The following is an 18,847-nucleotide window of genomic DNA, read 5'->3' as shown; positions in this document are numbered from 1 at the left end:
ATTGCAACCATTCTATCTTTCACTAATCCTAAAATGTATCGGACAATTGTGGAATATAAAATCGCAACAAGTATTAAGTGGCGATATTGTATTTCATTTTGTAGAGATACCGAAATTAATCAAATAGTGGCGTGAAGAAAAAGTAAACCCGTAGGAAAATGTATTTGTTCGATGATGTTACTGTTACCAGCCTATGAAGATGAATATTCAACTCAAACATTGGAGGAGATTGTGATGAATCAAGATCCAATTTTGCAAAAGGCAATCAATAAATGGGGAAATATGGGCCATGATTCTTCTTTCCGAACAGCTTATGAAGCATGTTTACCAGTACGGTTCTTCTGCTTCATTAACCATCTCTCCTTAACACAATGCAAGAAACAGAAAAGAATATGAATTTCGGCTCCCGTTTAAGTCGAGATTTTTTCCTGTGTTAAAACATACAACGGAAAAGCTCTCGTTATTATTATCAGAATAAGGTGAATAGAGGGAAAAATATGATATATTCATAATATCCAATCATTTTTAAGGGAGATGGGAACATGACAGCGGAAAATAAGGAACTAACGATTTTTAACCACATTGGAAACACAATTGTAACAGAGGATAGAGGAATCCAAATTATTTCAAGATTAGAAGAGCCTCTTATTGTCGTGTTAGCAAATGTACTAAGTGATGAAGAATGTGAAACGTTAATTGAAATGTCTAAAAATAAAATGAAACGTTCTAAAATTGGTGTTTCGCGCAAAATAAATGATATTCGGACGAGTAGTGGTACGTTTTTAGAAGAAAATGAGGCCGTTACTAGAATCGAAAGACGAATCGCTTCAATCATGAATGTTCCTGTTGAACATGGAGAGGGGTTACATATTTTAAAGTATACAGTTGGCCAAGAATATAAAGCGCATTATGATTTTTTTGCAGAAAACAGTGCGGCAGCAAATAACAATCGTATTAGTACCCTTGTTATGTACTTAAATGATGTAGAAGAAGGCGGAGAGACTTTCTTTCCAAAACTCAACCTTTCTGTATCTCCGAAAAAAGGAATGGCGGTATATTTCGAATATTTTTATCAGGATGCATCATTAAACAAGCTCACTTTACATGGCAGTTCACCTGTTAGCAAAGGTGAAAAATGGGTTGCGACGCAATGGATAAGAAGAAGACCTTTGTATTAAGATACCACTCAATTACGAGTTTTTTATGGTAAGAAATAATATGAATTATATGTCAGATTAATAGGTTCGTTCTAATTTCCTCCTATTTTTATTGAAGTAATAAACAAGGAAGAAATAGTAACCCCTATGAAATAGATATTTAGTGGTTTATAAAACTCCTTCAATTTTAAAATGAAGGGGTTTTATATTGAATTCCAGATATGTTGACTTCTGATAAAAAAGGTTATGATTTTACAAAAAAACACGGCCGATATTCCTTGGCGGCCGTGTTTTCAAAATAGGGTTTTCGGAATATATTCCAGGGGAAATAATATTTAATATTCGATGTTAATTTGTTTGAATTTTTTCAGAAAAAGCGGGGGATATTGGGGTTCTAGTTTTTGAAATTGAATGATTTCCTTTCCAATCTACTTGTGGTACGGAAGGAGATCCAGCATCAGATTCATGCGCTACATGAATAAAAACAAATTATTCCACATTTCATTTCCTTATATATGGTAAAATGGAACGAAAAAGGAGATAAGTAAACATGGGCAAAGCAATCATGTTTTGCAGTTTAGTTGTATTTATGTTTCGGATTGCCAGAATACTGAGTTTTCTTGGCGGGAGAAAGTGGAGTTTGTTTGCAAAGAGTACATGGAAACAAGATTTTTATGTATGTATAGGTATAGCGTTAATGGTCACGTTACTTTTCTTTTAAAAATTACAGTAAATACAGTTTGTAGGACAAAATTGGATAGTAGCTCTTTGCGAGGAGATTACTGTTTCCTTTTGGAGGTGGAGATACATAGATATCCTATTTATTTTAAGTATTTATGCGGTATTCTTGTTCATGTTTGCAATACCAGTCGGTTTTTTTCTGCAATACTTCTTGTATAAGATTCCGTTTCTCAAATTTACAATCTGTATCTATCTTGTAGTGGGGATTTATTTTTTGATAAGGAAGTGGATTGTCGAATTCTCTCTACTTTCAGTGGCTATGGGTTCCTTCAGTGTTGGTTTATTGTTAGCGATATTTGTACAAAGAATCAACAGGAAAATTGAAAGTGAATTTCAAGAGGGAATAAACAAGCGTAGATGAAAGATAGATCTTCATTGACATAAACTTCTACTTTCGATCATGATCAATGCGCATCTGCATCCAGGCAACTAGATAGATATGTGAGGCTCATTTACTTCCTCTATTTCGACACTGTTGCGGAATACAAAAGGATTTTATCCGCATGGGGTGAAATTGGTACATAAGATTAGGTATAAGGATGTCCCTCCCTTGCTGATCACGAATGCGGTATGCGACAAAATTTAGCAATAAACCTAACACTTCAAAACTGAATTGTTTTCCCTGTAATATCCTAACCATTGGGACGGAAAGCTAAAATAACGATAAGAACCTACAATTCGAATATCAATTCCAGATAGGAAAGAAAACACAACAGTTGTAGTGGTACTTAGAAAGAATAATGATTTTTTGATATTTCATAAATTCATATTATCTTCTTTTCAATATTTTATATAAAAATTTATTTTTACCTAAAAAGGAAGATGACGAGAGTCATCTTCCTTTTTCTTAATTGCAAATCATTTGTAATCGTCGTGCTTGTAGTAATCAGATATCTTTAGATGGATTGCGATTTTATATGTCGATATTGCAATTTTGTCTTTGGGTTATTGAGATATCAAAACAATTCACATTATGCTTTTTGACTATGGACAACTTTAGAATCTCTTAATGAAGAGTTTTGTTTCCCTGGTTTCACAAAAATCATGGCTATCATGCCTATTATGACTGCAATTGCAGCAGCAATAAACATTGCTTGATATCCATATTTGACAACAAGGCTTCCTGTTAAAGTTGGAGCAATGATCGTAGCGAGATTTGCAATGAAATGAGTTACGCCGCCAAATGTGCCCGCCTTATTTGGTTCAGTATCTAATACAACTGTCCAGTAAATTGAGTTCGGTAAGTAATTGAATGCATTCCCTATGCACATTAAGGTGAGTACCATTGCAGGACTCTTAACAGTCGGAATGAGCATAAAACAGATAGCTGTACAAAATAAAGAAGTAACTGTAAACCAAGATCTTGCAAGACGCAGATTACCCGTTTTTTCACGTATTTTATCTGAAATTTTCCCACCTAATAATCCTGTGAAAATAGCACCAATCCATGGAATCATTCCTAAATAACCAAGCGAGGCTAATGAAAATCCAAATTCATCTTGCAAATATTTAGGAGTCCAGGTCAATAGTAAAATATTTACATATAAAAACGCAAAATACCCAATGGCATTCATGACTAAGGTAGGGTTTTTGAAAAAATGGTACCAAGGTGTATGTATTTGGTGATTGTTTTCGAATTGACTTTCACCAGCAAGTAAGCTATCTGTATTTCGAATTTCTTGCAGCTCTGTTTCTGAAACTTTTGGATGATTTTCAGGCAAATCCGTAAAGACTTTAGACCATACGATTGTCCATAGCAATCCTACTATACCTAAAATAATGAACGTGATCTTCCAGTTGGTAACAGAGAGAAGACCAACAACAATTGGTGCAGTAACGAGAGCACCTACTGGTGTTCCGATTAATCCAAGTGCTACAGTGAAGCCTTTTTCCTTTGGCGAAACCCAGTTAGCCATTGTTCGATTCATCGTTGAGAATGTAGGACCTTCCGCAAAACCAAATAATACGCGAAACACAGCGAAACCAGCTAATGCTGAACCGCCAAATAGCGCAGCGCCTACTTGCCCAGCAAATATTGTTCCTAATTCAAATATTGACCAGCTGGCACCAGCAAGAATCCACATAAATTTCGGTCCCTTTTTATCTGCAAGTGCTCCGCCAAATAAGGCACCAAAAATGTATCCATATCCAAAGTAGCCAAGAATTGCCCCCCAACTTACAGGATTTAAGTGGAATTCTTTTATAATTGCAGATTGTGCATATGAAAGAGCACCTCTATCTATATAATTAATAACAGTCATGAGAACAATCATTAAAATGATAAAATATCTATAGTTATTCTTCATCATGTGCCCCCTTATTTTCATGGATATATTAGCGCAGCTATAGTAGATTTATTTACATTGAAACGAAACAAGTAAGTAAAATAACAATTGATAAAATGAAACATTCTTTATGTAATTCAAAAATAATAACTTCTTTTACATTTTGAATGGTTCATCCCAAAAGTGAAGTAATGTGGTTATGATTTGTGATATTCCACAAAGTGTTGAACCTATAAGAAATTCAATCTTTTCTCCCCGCTTTCTAAGTAAGCTAGAAAATTGAAAATGTAACACAAGATTTAGATGTTCGTTACATTATTTCCTCGTTATTTCACCTCCTTAACTATAAAATATAGAATTTTTAGAAAATACTGTCTTCTTGATATTTAATCATAGTTAAGTTATGCATAAAAGTCAATATACAGATGTTTGCTGAAGATATTACCAGCACTGTGAATATCACACCATGTTGGTGTACCCACATGAATAATAATTCATATTTTTCCATTCATAAACACTTGAAATGCTTTCCGTAAAGAATAAGTCGAAATACTTTTCAGAAGGATTCGTTCAATCTCATATTGAAATTTAGCTAAGTACTTTTAAATCTATGGCTTGGGGAATAGATTGTGAATCAAACTTCATTTGAAATATAAGGAGAACAAATTATACTAAGGGAATTTATTGAAAGGGGAGATCTATTTATGGAATTATCAAAGTCTCAACTATTGGCTTTAGAGCATATTACAAAGTATGCAAGGAACTATAAACATGAGGCTAAAGCAACAATTAATCACATACTTAAAATGTCTAATATCTCGGATAAAATTTTTGAGAATGCTGTTGCTAATTTAAAGTCTCACGCAAAGATTGGTCTACATTTTCATCCAGATAGACCAGATTCGACTATGAAAAGCGTTGCTGAAGCACTGCTTGAGCAGGGAATATATAAGAGTCAGTTTGAAACATTTTTATCTAATGGCAGCGTCTCCGCCTACCCTGGTGGTGAACGAGACCTCTGGGAGAAAAGGATTTTTGGAGGAGCATATCAACTGGAGGGCACAACCAATAACCAACGGCCTAAATATGGGGCACTAAATTTGATGTTACATCCAGATGGGCCTGCTCCACGTTTTGGATCATGCTATTTTCTATTATCCCCTGAGGTTTCTCATCGTTCTACATACACGTATTTGGATTCGCATCAAGACCCAAAAGAAAAGGGGACTTATGAAGAGTTTGACATCATTTTGGCTGCTCTCTTGGAAGAGGCGTTCTTAAGAGATTTTGCAATTGGTGAAAGAAATCTGACGCCAGCAAGATTAATCAATCATTTATTGGTTAATTTAGAAAGGCCGTTTACGGACCTAGCAAACAAAGAGGCAAACCGCAATCTTAACCACTATATTGAAGCCCAGGTTCATGGGGATATTTCGCTTAAAGAAGATGTGGAAGTACTTGTTGCAGATCCTTCATTCAAGGACACTCAAGTAGGGAGAACTTTAGAACAAATATGCCTTAAGTATTCTATTAATCTTAATTGGCACATGGGCTTTGTACTTATGGTAGAAGAGGTGCCTGCGGATTTTAGAGGTCCAACAATGCCTTCCTTGGCAAGACGCATTGCACGAAATGATTTTATTGATGCGAACATAATTGGATCTGCTGTAATGGACTTGAAGCGCAATCCAGTATCTTGGAGCGATCGCGGAACTTATGAGGAGGTGCTTCAGGAATTAAAATTATTATGGCACGTTTTAGTGAGATATGGAAAGCCGAATCGGAAATTGAACTAAAGGGTGCGTAAGTTCAAGAAGACATACAAAAGGACCAAAAAATTGGTTCTTTTCTTTTTTGTGAAATATTAACAATAATCTTTAACAGAGCGAAACAATAAAAATTTAGAATGAAATTTGTGTCTGTTAGAAAATCAGACGTTGATTTTATTTCACAATGAGTCATGTTTTTCTTATCTTTAGAAATGTTGCTAATTAAAATATTTACGCTTATATTATTTAAGTGAATATTTTTTCTGAATATTTTTGTTTTTTTGTGTACATACCTTTTGACTTATTTATTGATTTTTAAAGGAGCTATCTTATGGATTATAGAATTGTATTTTTTGATGTTGATGGAACTCTTACACACCATGAAAATGGTAGTATCTCAAATAGTACGAAAGAAGCTATAAAAGCACTGAAAAATAAAGGGTTAAGAGTGGTTGCAGCAACAGGAAGACCGTTATCCATGTGCGATGAAATAAGAAAATTAGGAGTAGATACGTTCATCACAGCAAACGGAGCTTATGTGAAGCACAAGCAAGAAGTTCTTCATAAAGTACCAATGGATAAAAATATCATTCGAGAAGTGGCTGAATTTGCATATATCGAGAATAATGGACTGTCATTCTTTACGGAAGATTTCAGTATGAACGGTGTAGAAGATAAAGAAATACTAGCAGCATTGAATGAAACGTTGTCATTGAATGCTTATCCAACTATAAATAAACATATTCATAATCAAGAGGTCTATTTGATGTGTTTGTATGCTGCTGATGAAACGGTAGAGAAATACATTCACAAGTTCCCGCATTTAACGTTTAGCAGATGGCATCCCTTTGTCTTAAATGTATTGCAAGAAGAAGTATCTAAATCTTTAGCCATCAAAAGTGTCTTACAGTATTTTGATATTGATCAATCAGAGGCTATTGCGTTTGGGGATGGAGGAAATGATATAGACATGTTGGAATTAGTAGGACTTGGAATTGCTATGGGAAATGGCAATGAACAATTAAAAGCAGTTGCAGATTTTATCACGAAAAAGTCAGGTGAAGATGGAATCGACTTTGCTCTAAGAAAGTATGGGATTATTTAAGGGTTCATAAAGAACTGATATTTCATTTATGTTTGGAGTGATGTTTTACTGTTCATATTGTGCTAACCATTTGTTGAATATATCCATCACTTTGTGAATGATACCTAAATTGACCACCATGATTATAAAGCCTAAAATTGAATACAAGACAATAGTATCTAATGGGAATAACTGTACTATATGCTTAATGATGTACATACAGATAGGTAAACAAATAATGCTTGTAATAATAGCAGGGACATATCTTCGTATGATCAATGTTTGAAAGCAATGTATTACTAAGTGTAAAGTAAATGAAATAAACAAACCTAGCCATAAGCTATACCAATTCATTACATAGGAAAAAATTGTGATTATACTAATTAAAATAAATTCTTCTGCCACTCCAAGGGCGAAAGATGATGTTGTAATATTATCAAAATGGGGTAATAACCTTTTTGATAACGTAGGAAATCTTTCACATAAATAGCCTCTGTTTTTCCTTATCCATGGTTGTATGAAAATTATTTCTTCAAAATCGTGAAAAATAAAAAGTATTGGAAAAAGCCATACCATCACTTGTATCTCATTCATTGTCATCCCCCTAAAATTCTAACTTAATAAAAATGAAGCCTTTAGTAAAGGCTTCATTTTTGTATCATAAGAAGTATATTTTTCCTAATACAAGGAGTATAAATATAGCCACCCAAAAGGTAAGCATAAATGTAGCTTTTTGTTTTATTTGATAAGCTCTCACTGCTTGAAGTACGGTCATTACAAATAGTAGAATCATTAAAATATTGGAGCTGATTGATTCAGTAATAAAACCATAAATAGAGACAACAAGAACAGCTACAGCACTTAATAATGACAAGGTTTGAATCAGTTTTGATATTGTCATCATATATCCCCTTTTTGATGAATGATTCCATAATATATATTCAATTAGACAAATCGATATCCCTAAAAGATATTTAACTCTTTGCCATGTTTTTTCATTGTTTCCATTATCAATATTCCGTCAATTATACTGGCATTTTTCATACCTTGTAATCTTATTAGGTCTCCGGGGTTACTTTCATCTGTCCTCAAAGCGTAGATGGACGAATTTTAGCATCTTTATCAAATCAACAATTCGTACCATTACGCGTGTGCTGCTTTCCCATTGTTTTTTTGTAGGTATTCCTTTAAAGAACGATTCACAGCTTAATACCTTTATTTTTGGTGACCATTTTTCCATAGATTTTGGATTGTTGACGTAAAAGTACATCATGGCGCCTTTGTTGCCAGACTTTTTAACTGTGCGGTTTGAAAGTCCAAGCGCAAATTTTGATTCCGCGTCGAAATACAATTCGCCGCCAGGAAAGCGCTGTGCCATGGCGGAAAACATTTCTTTAAGTTGACTTTCCTGAAAGTAATAAAAAACTCCTGCTGAGACGAAGAGTATTCCATCATCCTTATTAAACTTAATGTCATCAAACCATGAAATATCAAAAAAAGATTTGGCAATGCTGACATTTCTCGGTGAATCTGCTATTAGTGTTTTACGAAAAGCTATTGCATCGGGCAAATCGAGATTATACCAATTGATCGTCCCGTTGTCGATTCTTGAAAATGTGGTATCTAACCCAGAGCCGATGTTTACAATGGTAGCACGAGGATACTTAGTGATGAATCTGCGGATTGTGTCATCAATTTTACGAGCACGAACGATGTAGGTTATCCCGCCGTATTCACCAAAAGTTTTGGCTATATCGGCAAAATCAAAATCACATCCTTTGATAATGTTAATAGCTTCCTTGTCATCCAAAATGTCTGGATTCTGCTCGCTGCCATTGGCACGTCCCCAAAGGGGAATGAGCATAGTACCTTGAACCGATTGTAAATCTATCATTTTTACCATAAAAATCCTCCGTTTCAAACTGCTGTATCAGAACTCCTGTTGTACTAGAAGATAAATCAATAATAGTGTTATTTGTGAAAATAAATTCAGCCTATTCTTACGTAAGGGATTTTGTGTTCGATTCCATTAATCGAGACACGTTCTCTTTACTTCATGATTAATTATCCTCGACCATTTTTGCTAGCATTTTATTTGTTTTATGCAACCCGTACAACAAGTCACGTCGATCTTCATCAGATAGTTTTTCGAGATTATCCGTGAAATTGTTATATATTTGTTTCCATCGTTCATGTTGTACATCTTCTGCTCTTTTCGTTAGCGAAATTAAAATTGCTCGTTTATCTGAATCATCTTGTTTCTTTGTTATATAGCCATCTTTCTCCAGGTTACGCACTGTAACACTAAGTTGTTGCTTCGGTATATTTAAATTTTGAGCAATTGTTTTCAAATTTACAGGTTTACCTTGCTGGGAAACATACTCAACTATATGTTGTTCTATATGTGTAAATGCTGCTGATTTTTCGGATAATAATTTGAAAGTTCCAAACATATTTATCAACAGATTCAAGTATTCGTTTACTAAATCTTTATCCTCCATCATTTTTCTCCCTTCATCAATTTAGTAAATATTATATTACTATTTTTCGGTAAAATAAACGTTTTCTTCTGTTTATTGTAAATGATTGTTTACAAAACGAGGGGGGTAATGTAGTGAGTTGTTATGTTAATTCCACATGAATACAATATACTTTTTCTGTTTATTACATGATAAAATGGAATATAAAGGAATGGGGTGGGGTGAGTAAGTAATGGAAGTGCTGGTAGAAGTGTTGAAATACGTTACATATATATTAGTCATATTTAGTGTTGTATTTGTTATCATACGTAGGAATTATCTATATCCGTCAAACTCTTTGCTTCTCTTTTTTGGATTGGGAGGTGCCATAGCATCAACAAGAGGGAACTCGATGTTTAATATGTTTTTTATGCTTCTCTGTGATACTGTTGTTTTCCTATCTGTCCTTTTTATCATGAAAGATATACGAAAGTTTCGTAACAAGACAGCTGAATAGAATTTGTTTTCAGATGAGAGAGTTGTTATACATGCTCTCATTTTTTGTTTAGTCTTATATTAGGGGTACATTCACATGCCCATCAACCTAAGAATGGCTTTTATACCCACTGGGGGATAATTCAACAATTAAAAAGCTCATGTTTAGATAAGATTCCTGATTCCTCCTAAAAATAAGCATACCAAAAAAGCCCCAGTTCTGGTGCTTTTTAAAAATTATGCAACTTGTTTCATCTTCTCGTTTCGTTCGTACACAATTCCAAAAATGTCAAAGACCGTTTTCTTTTCATACCTGTGAGACTTTCGACCGTTCTTGTCTAGAAGTGAATAGAGTCGAAGGAGTACCTTTGTGAGATGCTCGGCATCTTGCTGTATGGCTTTGTGTAAGAGAAGAAGATAGTCTTTTATCATATACACCGCCTTATATTCGCTCAGCTCCTTTTTCTTTCTTCGTAGGAGCAACTCCCGCATTTGAAACATAGTGGAAGAACAAATAAGAATACGTATGAGCTGCCCATAAATATGGCACTCTAAACGCTCCAGCTTCACTTCTTTACACATATGAATGGCAAAGAGGGATTTCCACGTTTTAAACAGAATTTCTATTTGCCAGCGGAGGGAATAAAAATCGTGAATCATTTCTGTTGCTAAATATTCCGCTGGAATATTTGTACAGTATAGATTAATAGCACTTAAGCGTTTACTTCTTTCTTTATAAGTAATGCCTTTTTTCTTCTCTTTCTTCGCCATATCTTTCTCACGGTTACGCAGTTGTTGTTCCGTCAGTCTATACAGAATGACCCGAACAGGCAGTTTCTCACACATACCGATATAGACTTCTGATAATTCTCTTGTTTCCCCTGGCTGTAATGTATCCAGAAACTGCTCTACATCTATCTGGATATACTCTGATTGTTTTTTAATTGCCCCGTTCCGGAACGTCTCTGGGTTTGGGTTTTTATAATAAACTCGTGTGTTAAGCTTTAATCTAGAAAGAAAGTATGCTTTCTTTCCATCAATCTTCCAAAAATCCTCTATTGAAAAATAACCAAGGTCTCCTATACGGACATCACCTTTTTCTATAGAATCGATACACTTTGAACCGTATACTTGGTCATTTTCTTTTCCTTCTCCCACATGTAAATGAAGTACATCTCCGCTTAACAGATCACATTCAAATTGAATTTTCACACCCGCAGTATGAGCACTTCCACCAGCTCCTCCATATTTATCTGCAAACGCATCGGGTAGTTGAAACACTGTAGAATCTAACACACGAATCCGATGGAAATGCTCTGTATGAATACTAGAAATAGCAGGCTCTGTGGCAATCTTTTTTTGCATTAGCTCGGTGAGAATGTCATGTAAGAGTTGAACAGCAGCAAGGTTAAACCACTCATTCAATCCTTGTGGACTGATGAGTACACCTGTTCCAGCCTCTAATCACTACATAGTTGATTTAGAGGTTTGCTTGCCACTTTGTCACTCAACCATACACATAGCGACACAAGACTTTTCCCGTTATATTTACTTGTCCGACGGACAAATCCTACATCTTTTGCGAGTCTCTGAAGGATTTGAGGGGATAAATGGTAGTGTAATTCCTGAGCGAAGAGTTGTAACTCTTCTGTTAGTGAAATATCCATAAAAACGCCACCCTTCTCAATAATTTTACTAAAAGGATAGCGTATTTATGGATTAGGGGCACATCATTAGATTGGCTTGATGGGCATGCGGCAGGACACCTATTATAAATTTTGTATTATTTTTACAAGAATTAACTTTTTCCAAAAAATTCTTGCTTTCTTAATTTGAAAATTGTACGATAGTTTCATGATTATCAAACTAAAAGATGATGAAATTAGAAGTCAAATTTTTAAAGCACTCGCTGATGAATCTAGGATTAAAATTGTTCGTGCGCTTTATCATAGCCATAAGGAACTAAGTTGTGGAGAGGTAGGTGAAAGGTGCGATATAAATAAAACTACTGCTTCATATCATTTTAAGACTTTACGTGAAGCAGGATTAACGCTTGTGAGAAAAGACGCTCGAACAAAGTATGTTAAGCTTAACTTAGAAGTTTTTAAAACTTATCTTCCAGGTTTTTTAGAGACTCTTTAAAGAAGAGTCTCTAAATTTCAATTTATATTCGATAGTTCTAAAGTTGTAAAACTATAAGAAAAAGGTGTTTCTTTATTATGAAAAAAGTGTTAACTTTATTTTTTTCTATCATGTTTGTTATTGGAACTGATACTTTTATAATTTCTCCTTTACTTCCTACGCTTAGAGAACAATATCATGTTTCAACAGATATTTCAGGTTGGATGGTAAGTTCCTATGCTTTGGGCTATGCTATTTTCGCACTTATAGCAGGACCAATATCTGATGGATTAAATCGCAAAAAAGTAATGATTTATGGGATGATTGCTTTCTCTGTATCTACATTTTTATGTGGATTAACTCCTAATTTTGGGGAAATGGTAATATTTCGCTTTATTGCTGGAGTCAGTGCAGCATTTGTTACACCTCAAGTATGGGCGTCTATTCCTATGTTAGTGCCACCACAAAAAATTATTAAAAGTATGGGAGTTGCTACAGCAGGCTTATCAGTTTCACAAATGTTAGGATTGCCAATAGGTGGATATTTGGCATCATATAACTGGTCTATTCCATTTTTTACAATTTCAGGATGTGCTTTAATTCTTATCTTTGCTATTGGATTCACTTTGCCTAGTATTCAACCAAACGCTAGCACAACTAATCAACAATCTATTTTGAATCGTTATAAATTATTATTTTCAGAACCTAAAGCGGCAAAAGTATTTTTTGCTTATTTCTTATTTCAGACAGGTAACTTTGCGGCCTTCTCATTCTTTGGTACATGGTTATCTGACGACTTTCAGTTAAATGTGACACAAGTTGGTGTTGCTATGCTAATCTTAGGATTAGGAAACACTATCGGTAGTTTCTGGGGGAATATTATTATTAAAAAGCTTGGGCAATCACATTCTTTATTTTATGGAATTATTCTATTAGCTGCTTTCTATGTCTTTTTACCATATTCTACAAGCATTACCATAGTTCAAATAAATTTCTTTTTGATGTTCTTCTTAGGAGGCTTAATTTTCCCATTAATTATGAGCCTGTTACAATCACTATCTACTACTGCTAGAGGAACAATAGCAGCACTATCTAATACAGCCATGTATGCCGGTACCACTATAGGAGCATCTCTTGGAGGATTTTTATACGCATATTATAATGGGTTTCAGGCTATTAGCATATTTACAACCATTATGTTTCTTCTGTCTGCCTTCACTTTCAAAGTGAGTGGAATTTTAAGTAATTCAAATGAGAAACCACAAAATGTAAAAACCGTAAAGAGTAATGCATAATTAGATACATATTACTTATAAAAACCCGAAAGCCCCCGGACTTAGTTCAAAAAGTTGGGGGCTTTCGTATACAGATTACAAAAAACTTGAGACAATAATAAAATTAATTCTCAGCTATTAGGGGTCACCATACATATCCATCAGCTTAAGAAAAATAAATGCCTCCAAAACGAAAAATGAGCTGACTTCTCAGAGTAACTGCCTGTAGAGAAAGAAAATTTTCATTTAGGGGGGATATTAAAACCTTAGGTTGATGGGCATGGGGTAGCACCATCATTTCGCGGATTCTGTACGCTAAGGCTATAACCCTTGATATAACAAGGATTTCGTAATAAGAACCGAAAACGGTCGTTTAAGGAACTTTATTTATATCTATCAAAACTGACTGAAATATGTTTAAAATCCAGTTCCAAAACTCATTACCAAAAACAAAGTATCATACCAAACATCTAATACCGTTTATGGAACCTTCTTAACGTACGGAAAAAACAAGTTTTTTAAATATAAAATTCCTTAGCGTACGAAATTCGCGTTATGTTGGCGGGACCCCATGGCTATCAAGCTAACATTTTGAAGTACCCCCAAAACGAAATTTTTATCTCTTGATAGTTATTTATGAAAATTAAATTCATTTTTTCGTTTTGGGTAACAGCCAATTTCTTAAGTTGATGGATGTGGGGTGCTACCCCTAAATGACATCATGAGCCACCTGGGGAGTATGTAAGTATCACGATGAAACTTCTAATAAAAATGAAAACAGCATATTTAATCACTGCGGATTAAGTATGCTGTAGTGCTTGTCTATCTAATTCTCTCCATTAAATTAAAATACTTGTTTTTAGAATGTTTATTTGAATAAGGCTTTAATATACTCAATCCCCATTAAAAATAGAGTTTTTGACAATAACGTAATCTACGTGACGAATGGAGTCTAAAGTGGTTCCACCAGCATATGAAATAGAAGATTGAAGATCTTGTTCCATTTCAGTTAACGTATCTTGTAAGGAACCTTTATGCTCAACGTATATTTTCTTACCTTCTACGTTCTTCTTTTCACCTTTTTGATATTCAGAAGCAGAGCCAAAATATTCTTTAACAAACTTTCCGTCTTTTTCAATGGTTTCTCCTGGTGATTCTTCATGCCCGGCAAATAGGGAGCCGATCATGACCATCGATGCACCGAAACGGATTGATTTGGCTATATCGCCGTGTGTTCGTATTCCTCCATCAGCAATAATCGGTTTACTTGCTGCTTTTGCACACCAACGAAGTGCTGCTAACTGCCAGCCTCCAGTCCCAAATCCCGTTTTAATTTTTGTGATACATACTTTACCAGGACCAATCCCAACTTTTGTCGCATCAGCACCGGCATTCTCAAGTTCTCGCACAGCTTCAGGAGTACCAACATTACCAGCAATGACAAAGCTCTCAGGTAGGTGTTTTTTAATATGCTGAATCATATTAATGACAGCATTTGAATGACCATGTGCAATGTCAATCGTTATGAATTCAGGGGTAAGCTCTGCCTTTGCAAGCTCTTCAATGAATTGATATTCTTCTTCTTTTACTCCAACACTAATTGAAGCGTAGAATCCTTTTGCCTGCATATTCTCTACAAATGACATTCGTTTTTCTGGCTCAAAGCGGTGCATTATATAAAAATAATTATTTTCAGCAAGATAAAGGGCTATCTTTTCATTAATGATTGTTTGCATATTGGCTGGCACAACAGGAAGTTTAAATTGACGACCTCCTAGAGTTACAGTAGTATCACACTCAGAACGGCTGTTAACTAAACATTTAGTAGGGATTAGCTGAATATCTTCATAATCAAATACATTTTCCATGATATACACTCCTAAAAGAATAATTTTAATAGTAATTTTCGTCAAAATCTTAAAGTAACAAAAAAACCTAACTACAAATGGGTAGGGTATTTCCACCCATTCGTAGTTAGGTTTTTTGGCACCTAGTAGAAACTCTTAGACCATATTTCTAAGAATATACGAATGATGTTAAATAATTTAGTTAATTACAAAATTGATTATACACGAACGTTTGTTATATGCAAACGTTTATTATTCATATTTTCGCCGGAATTAAAAAGGAATTTGAACATTATCATAAAAAAAATGGTTTTTATTAAAATAATAGAATATTCAATCAATTTATTAAATCATTTTTTATTTTAGGATGTTTTCGTATACATTGTTGCTATTTAAGAATGCGTAAGTTGATTACAACTCCAGGATGCTCCCTTTTCGTGAGGCGTGGGCTAAGCCTCTTCGACAAGATATAAGGTGAAAAATAGTATCAATAAACATATCGAAATTTTTAGTGTTTTCATGTCATTTCCTCTGTTTAAGATTATGTTTATTCATTTTCCAAAAAATATACAAAAATTCTTGATAAATCTCCAAATGAGGACAATTTCCTTTTGAATAAACATTCCTTTTTATAAAAAAATCTATTTAAAATTCTTTAATCAAAAAGGAGTCCCGCCAACCAATGACATAAAACCTACAATAATACATTTTTTGGAAGTGAAAACTCTGATTTTTGTACGCTAAGGATTGTAACTAAAATGAACGTTTATGTTACATTTTTTCTTTTTAAATTCTAAACTAGATTGTATTGAATTTAGATGTAACTAAAGACTGTCTCAAAAATAATTTGTCACAATATAAATCTTCTACCTTTTTGTTACGCTGATAGGTTTTAATTGGTATTTTCTGTCTTATTACCCTTTTTCGGGGGATGGGCAAAGAAACCCTATATTTGAATAAATCTTTAACATTGTTGAACAGGAAATAAAATTCGGTATATTATTATTTAAGTACCACGAGTGGGAGGACATGCCATGACCAAAGAGGAACAGTTCATAATGAATGTAAGAGACTTATTTGACAAGATGGTTTGGCTAAATAAGTTTAAGATGGAAGACAGGCTTAAGGGGTATATGCCTTCTGAAGTACATTGTATCGAATCTATTGAAAAAAATAGAGATACCAATGTGACAAAACTTGCGAAGGCCCTTTATATGACTAGAGGTGCCATAAGTAAATTAACTAAGAAGCTTATAAAAAAAGGCCTTATCGAAAGCTACCAAAAGCCGGATAACAAGAAGGAAATCTATTTCCGGCTTACTGAGCAAGGAAAAATAATTTATGACATTCATGAGGAACTTCACAAAGAATTTCAAGAACGGGACAAAGTTATATTTGAAAAAGTAACCGAGAAACAATTTGACAGTATGCTTAACTTCGTGGAAAAGTATAGTAAGCATTTAGATGAAGAAATAAAGAAACAAGGTATAACTATTAATTGAATGAGAAGAAAATTGAACAATGAAACTAAAGGCAACCTAACTCTATGGTGAACGGGCTGCCTTTTTTATTGTTAGTATTTTGTTGACAAGGAAATAAAATGGTGTTATTTTTTGTTGACAAGGAAACAAGAGATAACTTCTGAGGGGAGAATAATATGTCAAAAGATAAAATAAAGGAACCAGGAATACCAAAAGAAATTCTAACGGCTGCCTGGGCTATTGCACTTGGAGCAATTGCTCCCATGCTGGACTCCACTATGGTGAATATCGTCATCGACCAACTAAATAAAGATTTCAACACGACATTGGATACAATTCAATGGTCTATTACAGGTTATGTTTTAGCACTAGCAATTGCTGTTCCGGTATCCGGCTGGCTAATGAACCAATTTAACGGGAAGAAAATTTTTATCGGCGCAGTCATTGCCTTTGGTGTGATTTCCGTTTGCGTCGGAATTAGTTGGAACATTTCCAGCTTCATCTTTTTCCGTTTGATTCAAGGATTTAGCGCAGGGATTATTACCCCGCTTATGTCAACCCTCTTGGTTAAAACAGCCGGCCCAGAAAATTTAGGGAAAGTAATGGCAATCGTCAGTACACCTATGATCTTGGGTCCAATCTTAGGACCTGTAATCGGGGGGGGCGTCGTTCACAGTGCATCATGGCATTGGATTTTCTTCATAAACGTGTTCATTGTCTTGATTGCCACGCCACTTATGATGAAAACTATTCCAGACTTTGAACCATTCAACAAAGATAGTAAACTTGATGTTTTTGGAATTATCGATTTATCCTTAATGAGTGCGGCATTGATTTACGGAATTACGAAAGCAGCAGACCATACATCATTTAACAATAGCGAAACAATCCTATGGGTCGGCATTGGCCTTGTTTTAGCAGTAATTTACCTTGTATATAATCGAATTAGAAAGAATCAAACTGTGCTTCCGATGAATTTGTTTGCACACAAGAGCTTCTTGGCATCTAGCATCGGTTTGTTCTTAGCGAATATTGCCGTCATGGGACCCATGTTAATACTTCCATTGTTCTTTCAGAACTTCCGTCATTTCACGGCTATCGAAGCAGCTCTTGCGTTAATTCCTCAAGGAGTTGGGATGCTCGTTACTCGACCAATAATCGGAAAAATGATTGACAAGATCGGTGCGAAATACGTGGTTATGGTCAGTCTTGTTCTTTCGCTTATCGGATCTATTCCGCTTATCTTTATCACTGATAAAACAAGTATGGTTTGGATTTCCATCGTATTGTTTATCCGTGGTACCAGTTTTGGAGGAATTATGCTTCCGTTGACGAGTGACGCTTATACAGGACTTGACAGCAAACAACTTCCAGAAGCAGGTGTCGGTATTAATATTATTGAAAATCTTGGTTCAAGCTTTGGTTCAGCTGTTATCGCCACCGTTGTCGCAACAGTCATACAAGGATTGCAACCAACGATTGCCAATGGTTTAAAAGGTTATCATGCTGGATTCTTAGTTTCCACTATCGTTCTTGCGGTAATCTTCATCCCAAGTCTATTCCTCACGCATATAAAGAAAGCATAATAATGAAGGGTTTTAGAACTTAGAGATAACGTTCAAGATTAGTTCAGCAATCAGGCTTTTTAATATTGAAATTTCCTTAACGTTGTAAATCTGCATTTTCCTGACGCTACCCCATGCTCATCAAGCTAAGATTTTAAAGTATCCCCCAAACGGAAATTTTTTGTTTTTTATAGCATCGAAGTTCATTTTTATCGTTTTGGGGAAGAATGTGTTTCTTAAGTTGATAGGCATGGGGCGGTACCCCTATATAAATACATATGAAACTTTTTTTAAAAAGGATGAATTTACATGAAAAAGAAAATCGGATTTATTTTAGGTATAATTGGTAGCATTTTGGGTATTATATGTTCTTTATTTGTATTATTAATTGGATATGTTAATGACATGGGAGCAGCACTTGAAACAACAAATGGTACAACACCAATTAATAAAACTACTATTTTAGGTTTAATTTCTCTAGCCCTATCAATTTTAGGAATTATAGGTTCAATAATAACAAGAAAAAAAGAGAAGAATGGTTATTAATTCAATTAACCTGCTCGTTAGTG

General features: G+C 34.6%; 16 protein-coding genes, 2 pseudogenes and 1 riboswitch. Of the genes and pseudogenes, 10 read left to right on the top strand and 8 right to left on the bottom strand.

The window, feature by feature from the left end; translation table 11 throughout:
• Positions 1 to 37: 37 nt before the first annotated feature.
• From AB1284_RS13220 to AB1284_RS13210, 3 genes and pseudogenes are all read left to right on the top strand, one after another.
• Positions 38 to 321, top strand: a pseudogene (locus AB1284_RS13220) (Rpn family recombination-promoting nuclease/putative transposase); the annotation flags it as partial.
• Positions 322 to 542: 221 nt separating this feature from the next.
• Positions 543 to 1,178: a 2OG-Fe(II) oxygenase gene (locus AB1284_RS13215; RefSeq protein ID WP_429748799.1), complete on the top strand. Its 636-nt coding sequence runs from the start codon at positions 543 to 545 to the stop codon at positions 1,176 to 1,178.
• A gap of 529 nt (positions 1,179 to 1,707) precedes the next feature.
• Complete coding sequence (locus AB1284_RS13210; protein ID WP_429748801.1) at positions 1,708 to 1,878, top strand: hypothetical protein; 171 nt, start codon at positions 1,708 to 1,710, stop codon at positions 1,876 to 1,878.
• A gap of 991 nt (positions 1,879 to 2,869) precedes the next feature.
• On the opposite strand, the gene AB1284_RS13205 is transcribed toward AB1284_RS13210, so the two are convergent.
• The gene (locus AB1284_RS13205; RefSeq protein WP_429748802.1) at positions 2,870 to 4,204 is read right to left on the bottom strand and encodes an MFS transporter; all 1,335 of its coding nucleotides are present in this window, start codon (positions 4,202 to 4,204) and stop codon (positions 2,870 to 2,872) included.
• A 683-nt stretch (positions 4,205 to 4,887) separates the two neighbouring features.
• Between AB1284_RS13205 and AB1284_RS13200 the strand changes: the two genes are divergently transcribed.
• Together AB1284_RS13200 and AB1284_RS13195 are read left to right on the top strand one after the other, a co-directional pair.
• Positions 4,888 to 5,979 (top strand): DUF3626 domain-containing protein, encoded by a 1,092-nt coding sequence (locus tag AB1284_RS13200; protein ID WP_429748804.1) that lies wholly within the window; start codon positions 4,888 to 4,890, stop codon positions 5,977 to 5,979.
• A 304-nt stretch (positions 5,980 to 6,283) separates the two neighbouring features.
• Complete coding sequence (locus tag AB1284_RS13195; protein WP_429748806.1) at positions 6,284 to 7,057, top strand: Cof-type HAD-IIB family hydrolase; 774 nt, start codon at positions 6,284 to 6,286, stop codon at positions 7,055 to 7,057.
• Between the two features lie 45 nt (positions 7,058 to 7,102).
• On the opposite strand, the gene AB1284_RS13190 is transcribed toward AB1284_RS13195, so the two are convergent.
• The 5 genes and pseudogenes from AB1284_RS13190 to AB1284_RS13170 form a co-directional block, all read right to left on the bottom strand.
• Entirely contained in the window at positions 7,103 to 7,630 is a 528-nt protein-coding gene (locus tag AB1284_RS13190) for an HXXEE domain-containing protein (protein ID WP_429748808.1), read from the bottom strand.
• A gap of 64 nt (positions 7,631 to 7,694) precedes the next feature.
• Positions 7,695 to 7,937, bottom strand: coding sequence for a hypothetical protein (locus AB1284_RS13185; protein WP_429748810.1), 243 nt, complete (start codon positions 7,935 to 7,937; stop codon positions 7,695 to 7,697).
• 177 nt (positions 7,938 to 8,114) lie between these two features.
• Entirely contained in the window at positions 8,115 to 8,939 is an 825-nt protein-coding gene (locus AB1284_RS13180; protein ID WP_429748811.1) for a class I SAM-dependent methyltransferase, read from the bottom strand.
• Positions 8,940 to 9,096: 157 nt separating this feature from the next.
• Positions 9,097 to 9,537 carry a MarR family winged helix-turn-helix transcriptional regulator gene (locus AB1284_RS13175; protein WP_429748813.1) on the bottom strand — a complete coding sequence of 147 codons (441 nt, stop codon included), beginning with the start codon at positions 9,535 to 9,537 and terminating at the stop codon, positions 9,097 to 9,099.
• 690 nt (positions 9,538 to 10,227) lie between these two features.
• Positions 10,228 to 11,657: pseudogene (locus AB1284_RS13170) on the bottom strand (IS4 family transposase).
• A gap of 187 nt (positions 11,658 to 11,844) precedes the next feature.
• Between AB1284_RS13170 and AB1284_RS13165 the strand changes: the two are divergent.
• Together AB1284_RS13165 and AB1284_RS13160 are read left to right on the top strand one after the other, a co-directional pair.
• Positions 11,845 to 12,132 (top strand): ArsR/SmtB family transcription factor, encoded by a 288-nt coding sequence (locus AB1284_RS13165; RefSeq protein WP_429748815.1) that lies wholly within the window; start codon positions 11,845 to 11,847, stop codon positions 12,130 to 12,132.
• A gap of 77 nt (positions 12,133 to 12,209) precedes the next feature.
• On the top strand, positions 12,210 to 13,406 hold the full coding sequence (locus AB1284_RS13160) for an MFS transporter (RefSeq protein WP_429748817.1): 1,197 nt from the start codon (positions 12,210 to 12,212) through the stop codon (positions 13,404 to 13,406).
• Positions 13,407 to 14,278: 872 nt separating this feature from the next.
• On the opposite strand, the gene guaC is transcribed toward AB1284_RS13160, so the two are convergent.
• The gene (gene guaC, locus AB1284_RS13155) at positions 14,279 to 15,253 is read right to left on the bottom strand and encodes a GMP reductase (protein WP_429748819.1); all 975 of its coding nucleotides are present in this window, start codon (positions 15,251 to 15,253) and stop codon (positions 14,279 to 14,281) included.
• A gap of 83 nt (positions 15,254 to 15,336) precedes the next feature.
• A riboswitch (purine riboswitch) is annotated at positions 15,337 to 15,435 on the bottom strand.
• 831 nt (positions 15,436 to 16,266) lie between these two features.
• Between guaC and AB1284_RS13150 the strand changes: the two genes are divergently transcribed.
• Positions 16,267 to 16,734, top strand: a complete 468-nt coding sequence (locus tag AB1284_RS13150; RefSeq protein WP_429748821.1) for a MarR family transcriptional regulator — start codon at positions 16,267 to 16,269, stop codon at positions 16,732 to 16,734.
• 25 nt (positions 16,735 to 16,759) lie between these two features.
• On the opposite strand, the gene AB1284_RS13145 is transcribed toward AB1284_RS13150, so the two are convergent.
• The gene (locus tag AB1284_RS13145) at positions 16,760 to 16,978 is read right to left on the bottom strand and encodes a hypothetical protein (protein ID WP_429754451.1); all 219 of its coding nucleotides are present in this window, start codon (positions 16,976 to 16,978) and stop codon (positions 16,760 to 16,762) included.
• Between AB1284_RS13145 and AB1284_RS13140 the strand changes: the two genes are divergently transcribed.
• Positions 16,890 to 18,299: an MDR family MFS transporter gene (locus AB1284_RS13140; protein ID WP_429748823.1), complete on the top strand. Its 1,410-nt coding sequence runs from the start codon at positions 16,890 to 16,892 to the stop codon at positions 18,297 to 18,299. The two genes, AB1284_RS13145 and AB1284_RS13140, sit on opposite strands and share 89 nt — an antisense overlap.
• A gap of 288 nt (positions 18,300 to 18,587) precedes the next feature.
• The gene (locus AB1284_RS13135; RefSeq protein ID WP_429748825.1) at positions 18,588 to 18,824 is read left to right on the top strand and encodes a hypothetical protein; all 237 of its coding nucleotides are present in this window, start codon (positions 18,588 to 18,590) and stop codon (positions 18,822 to 18,824) included.
• The last annotated feature ends 23 nt before the right edge of the window (positions 18,825 to 18,847 follow it).

Source organism: Bacillus sp. S2(2024) (assembly GCF_050474045.1).
Taxonomy (GTDB): Bacteria; Bacillota; Bacilli; order Bacillales; family Bacillaceae_G; genus Bacillus_A; species Bacillus_A yunxiaonensis.
This window is presented reverse-complemented; position numbering and strand designations above follow the sequence as displayed.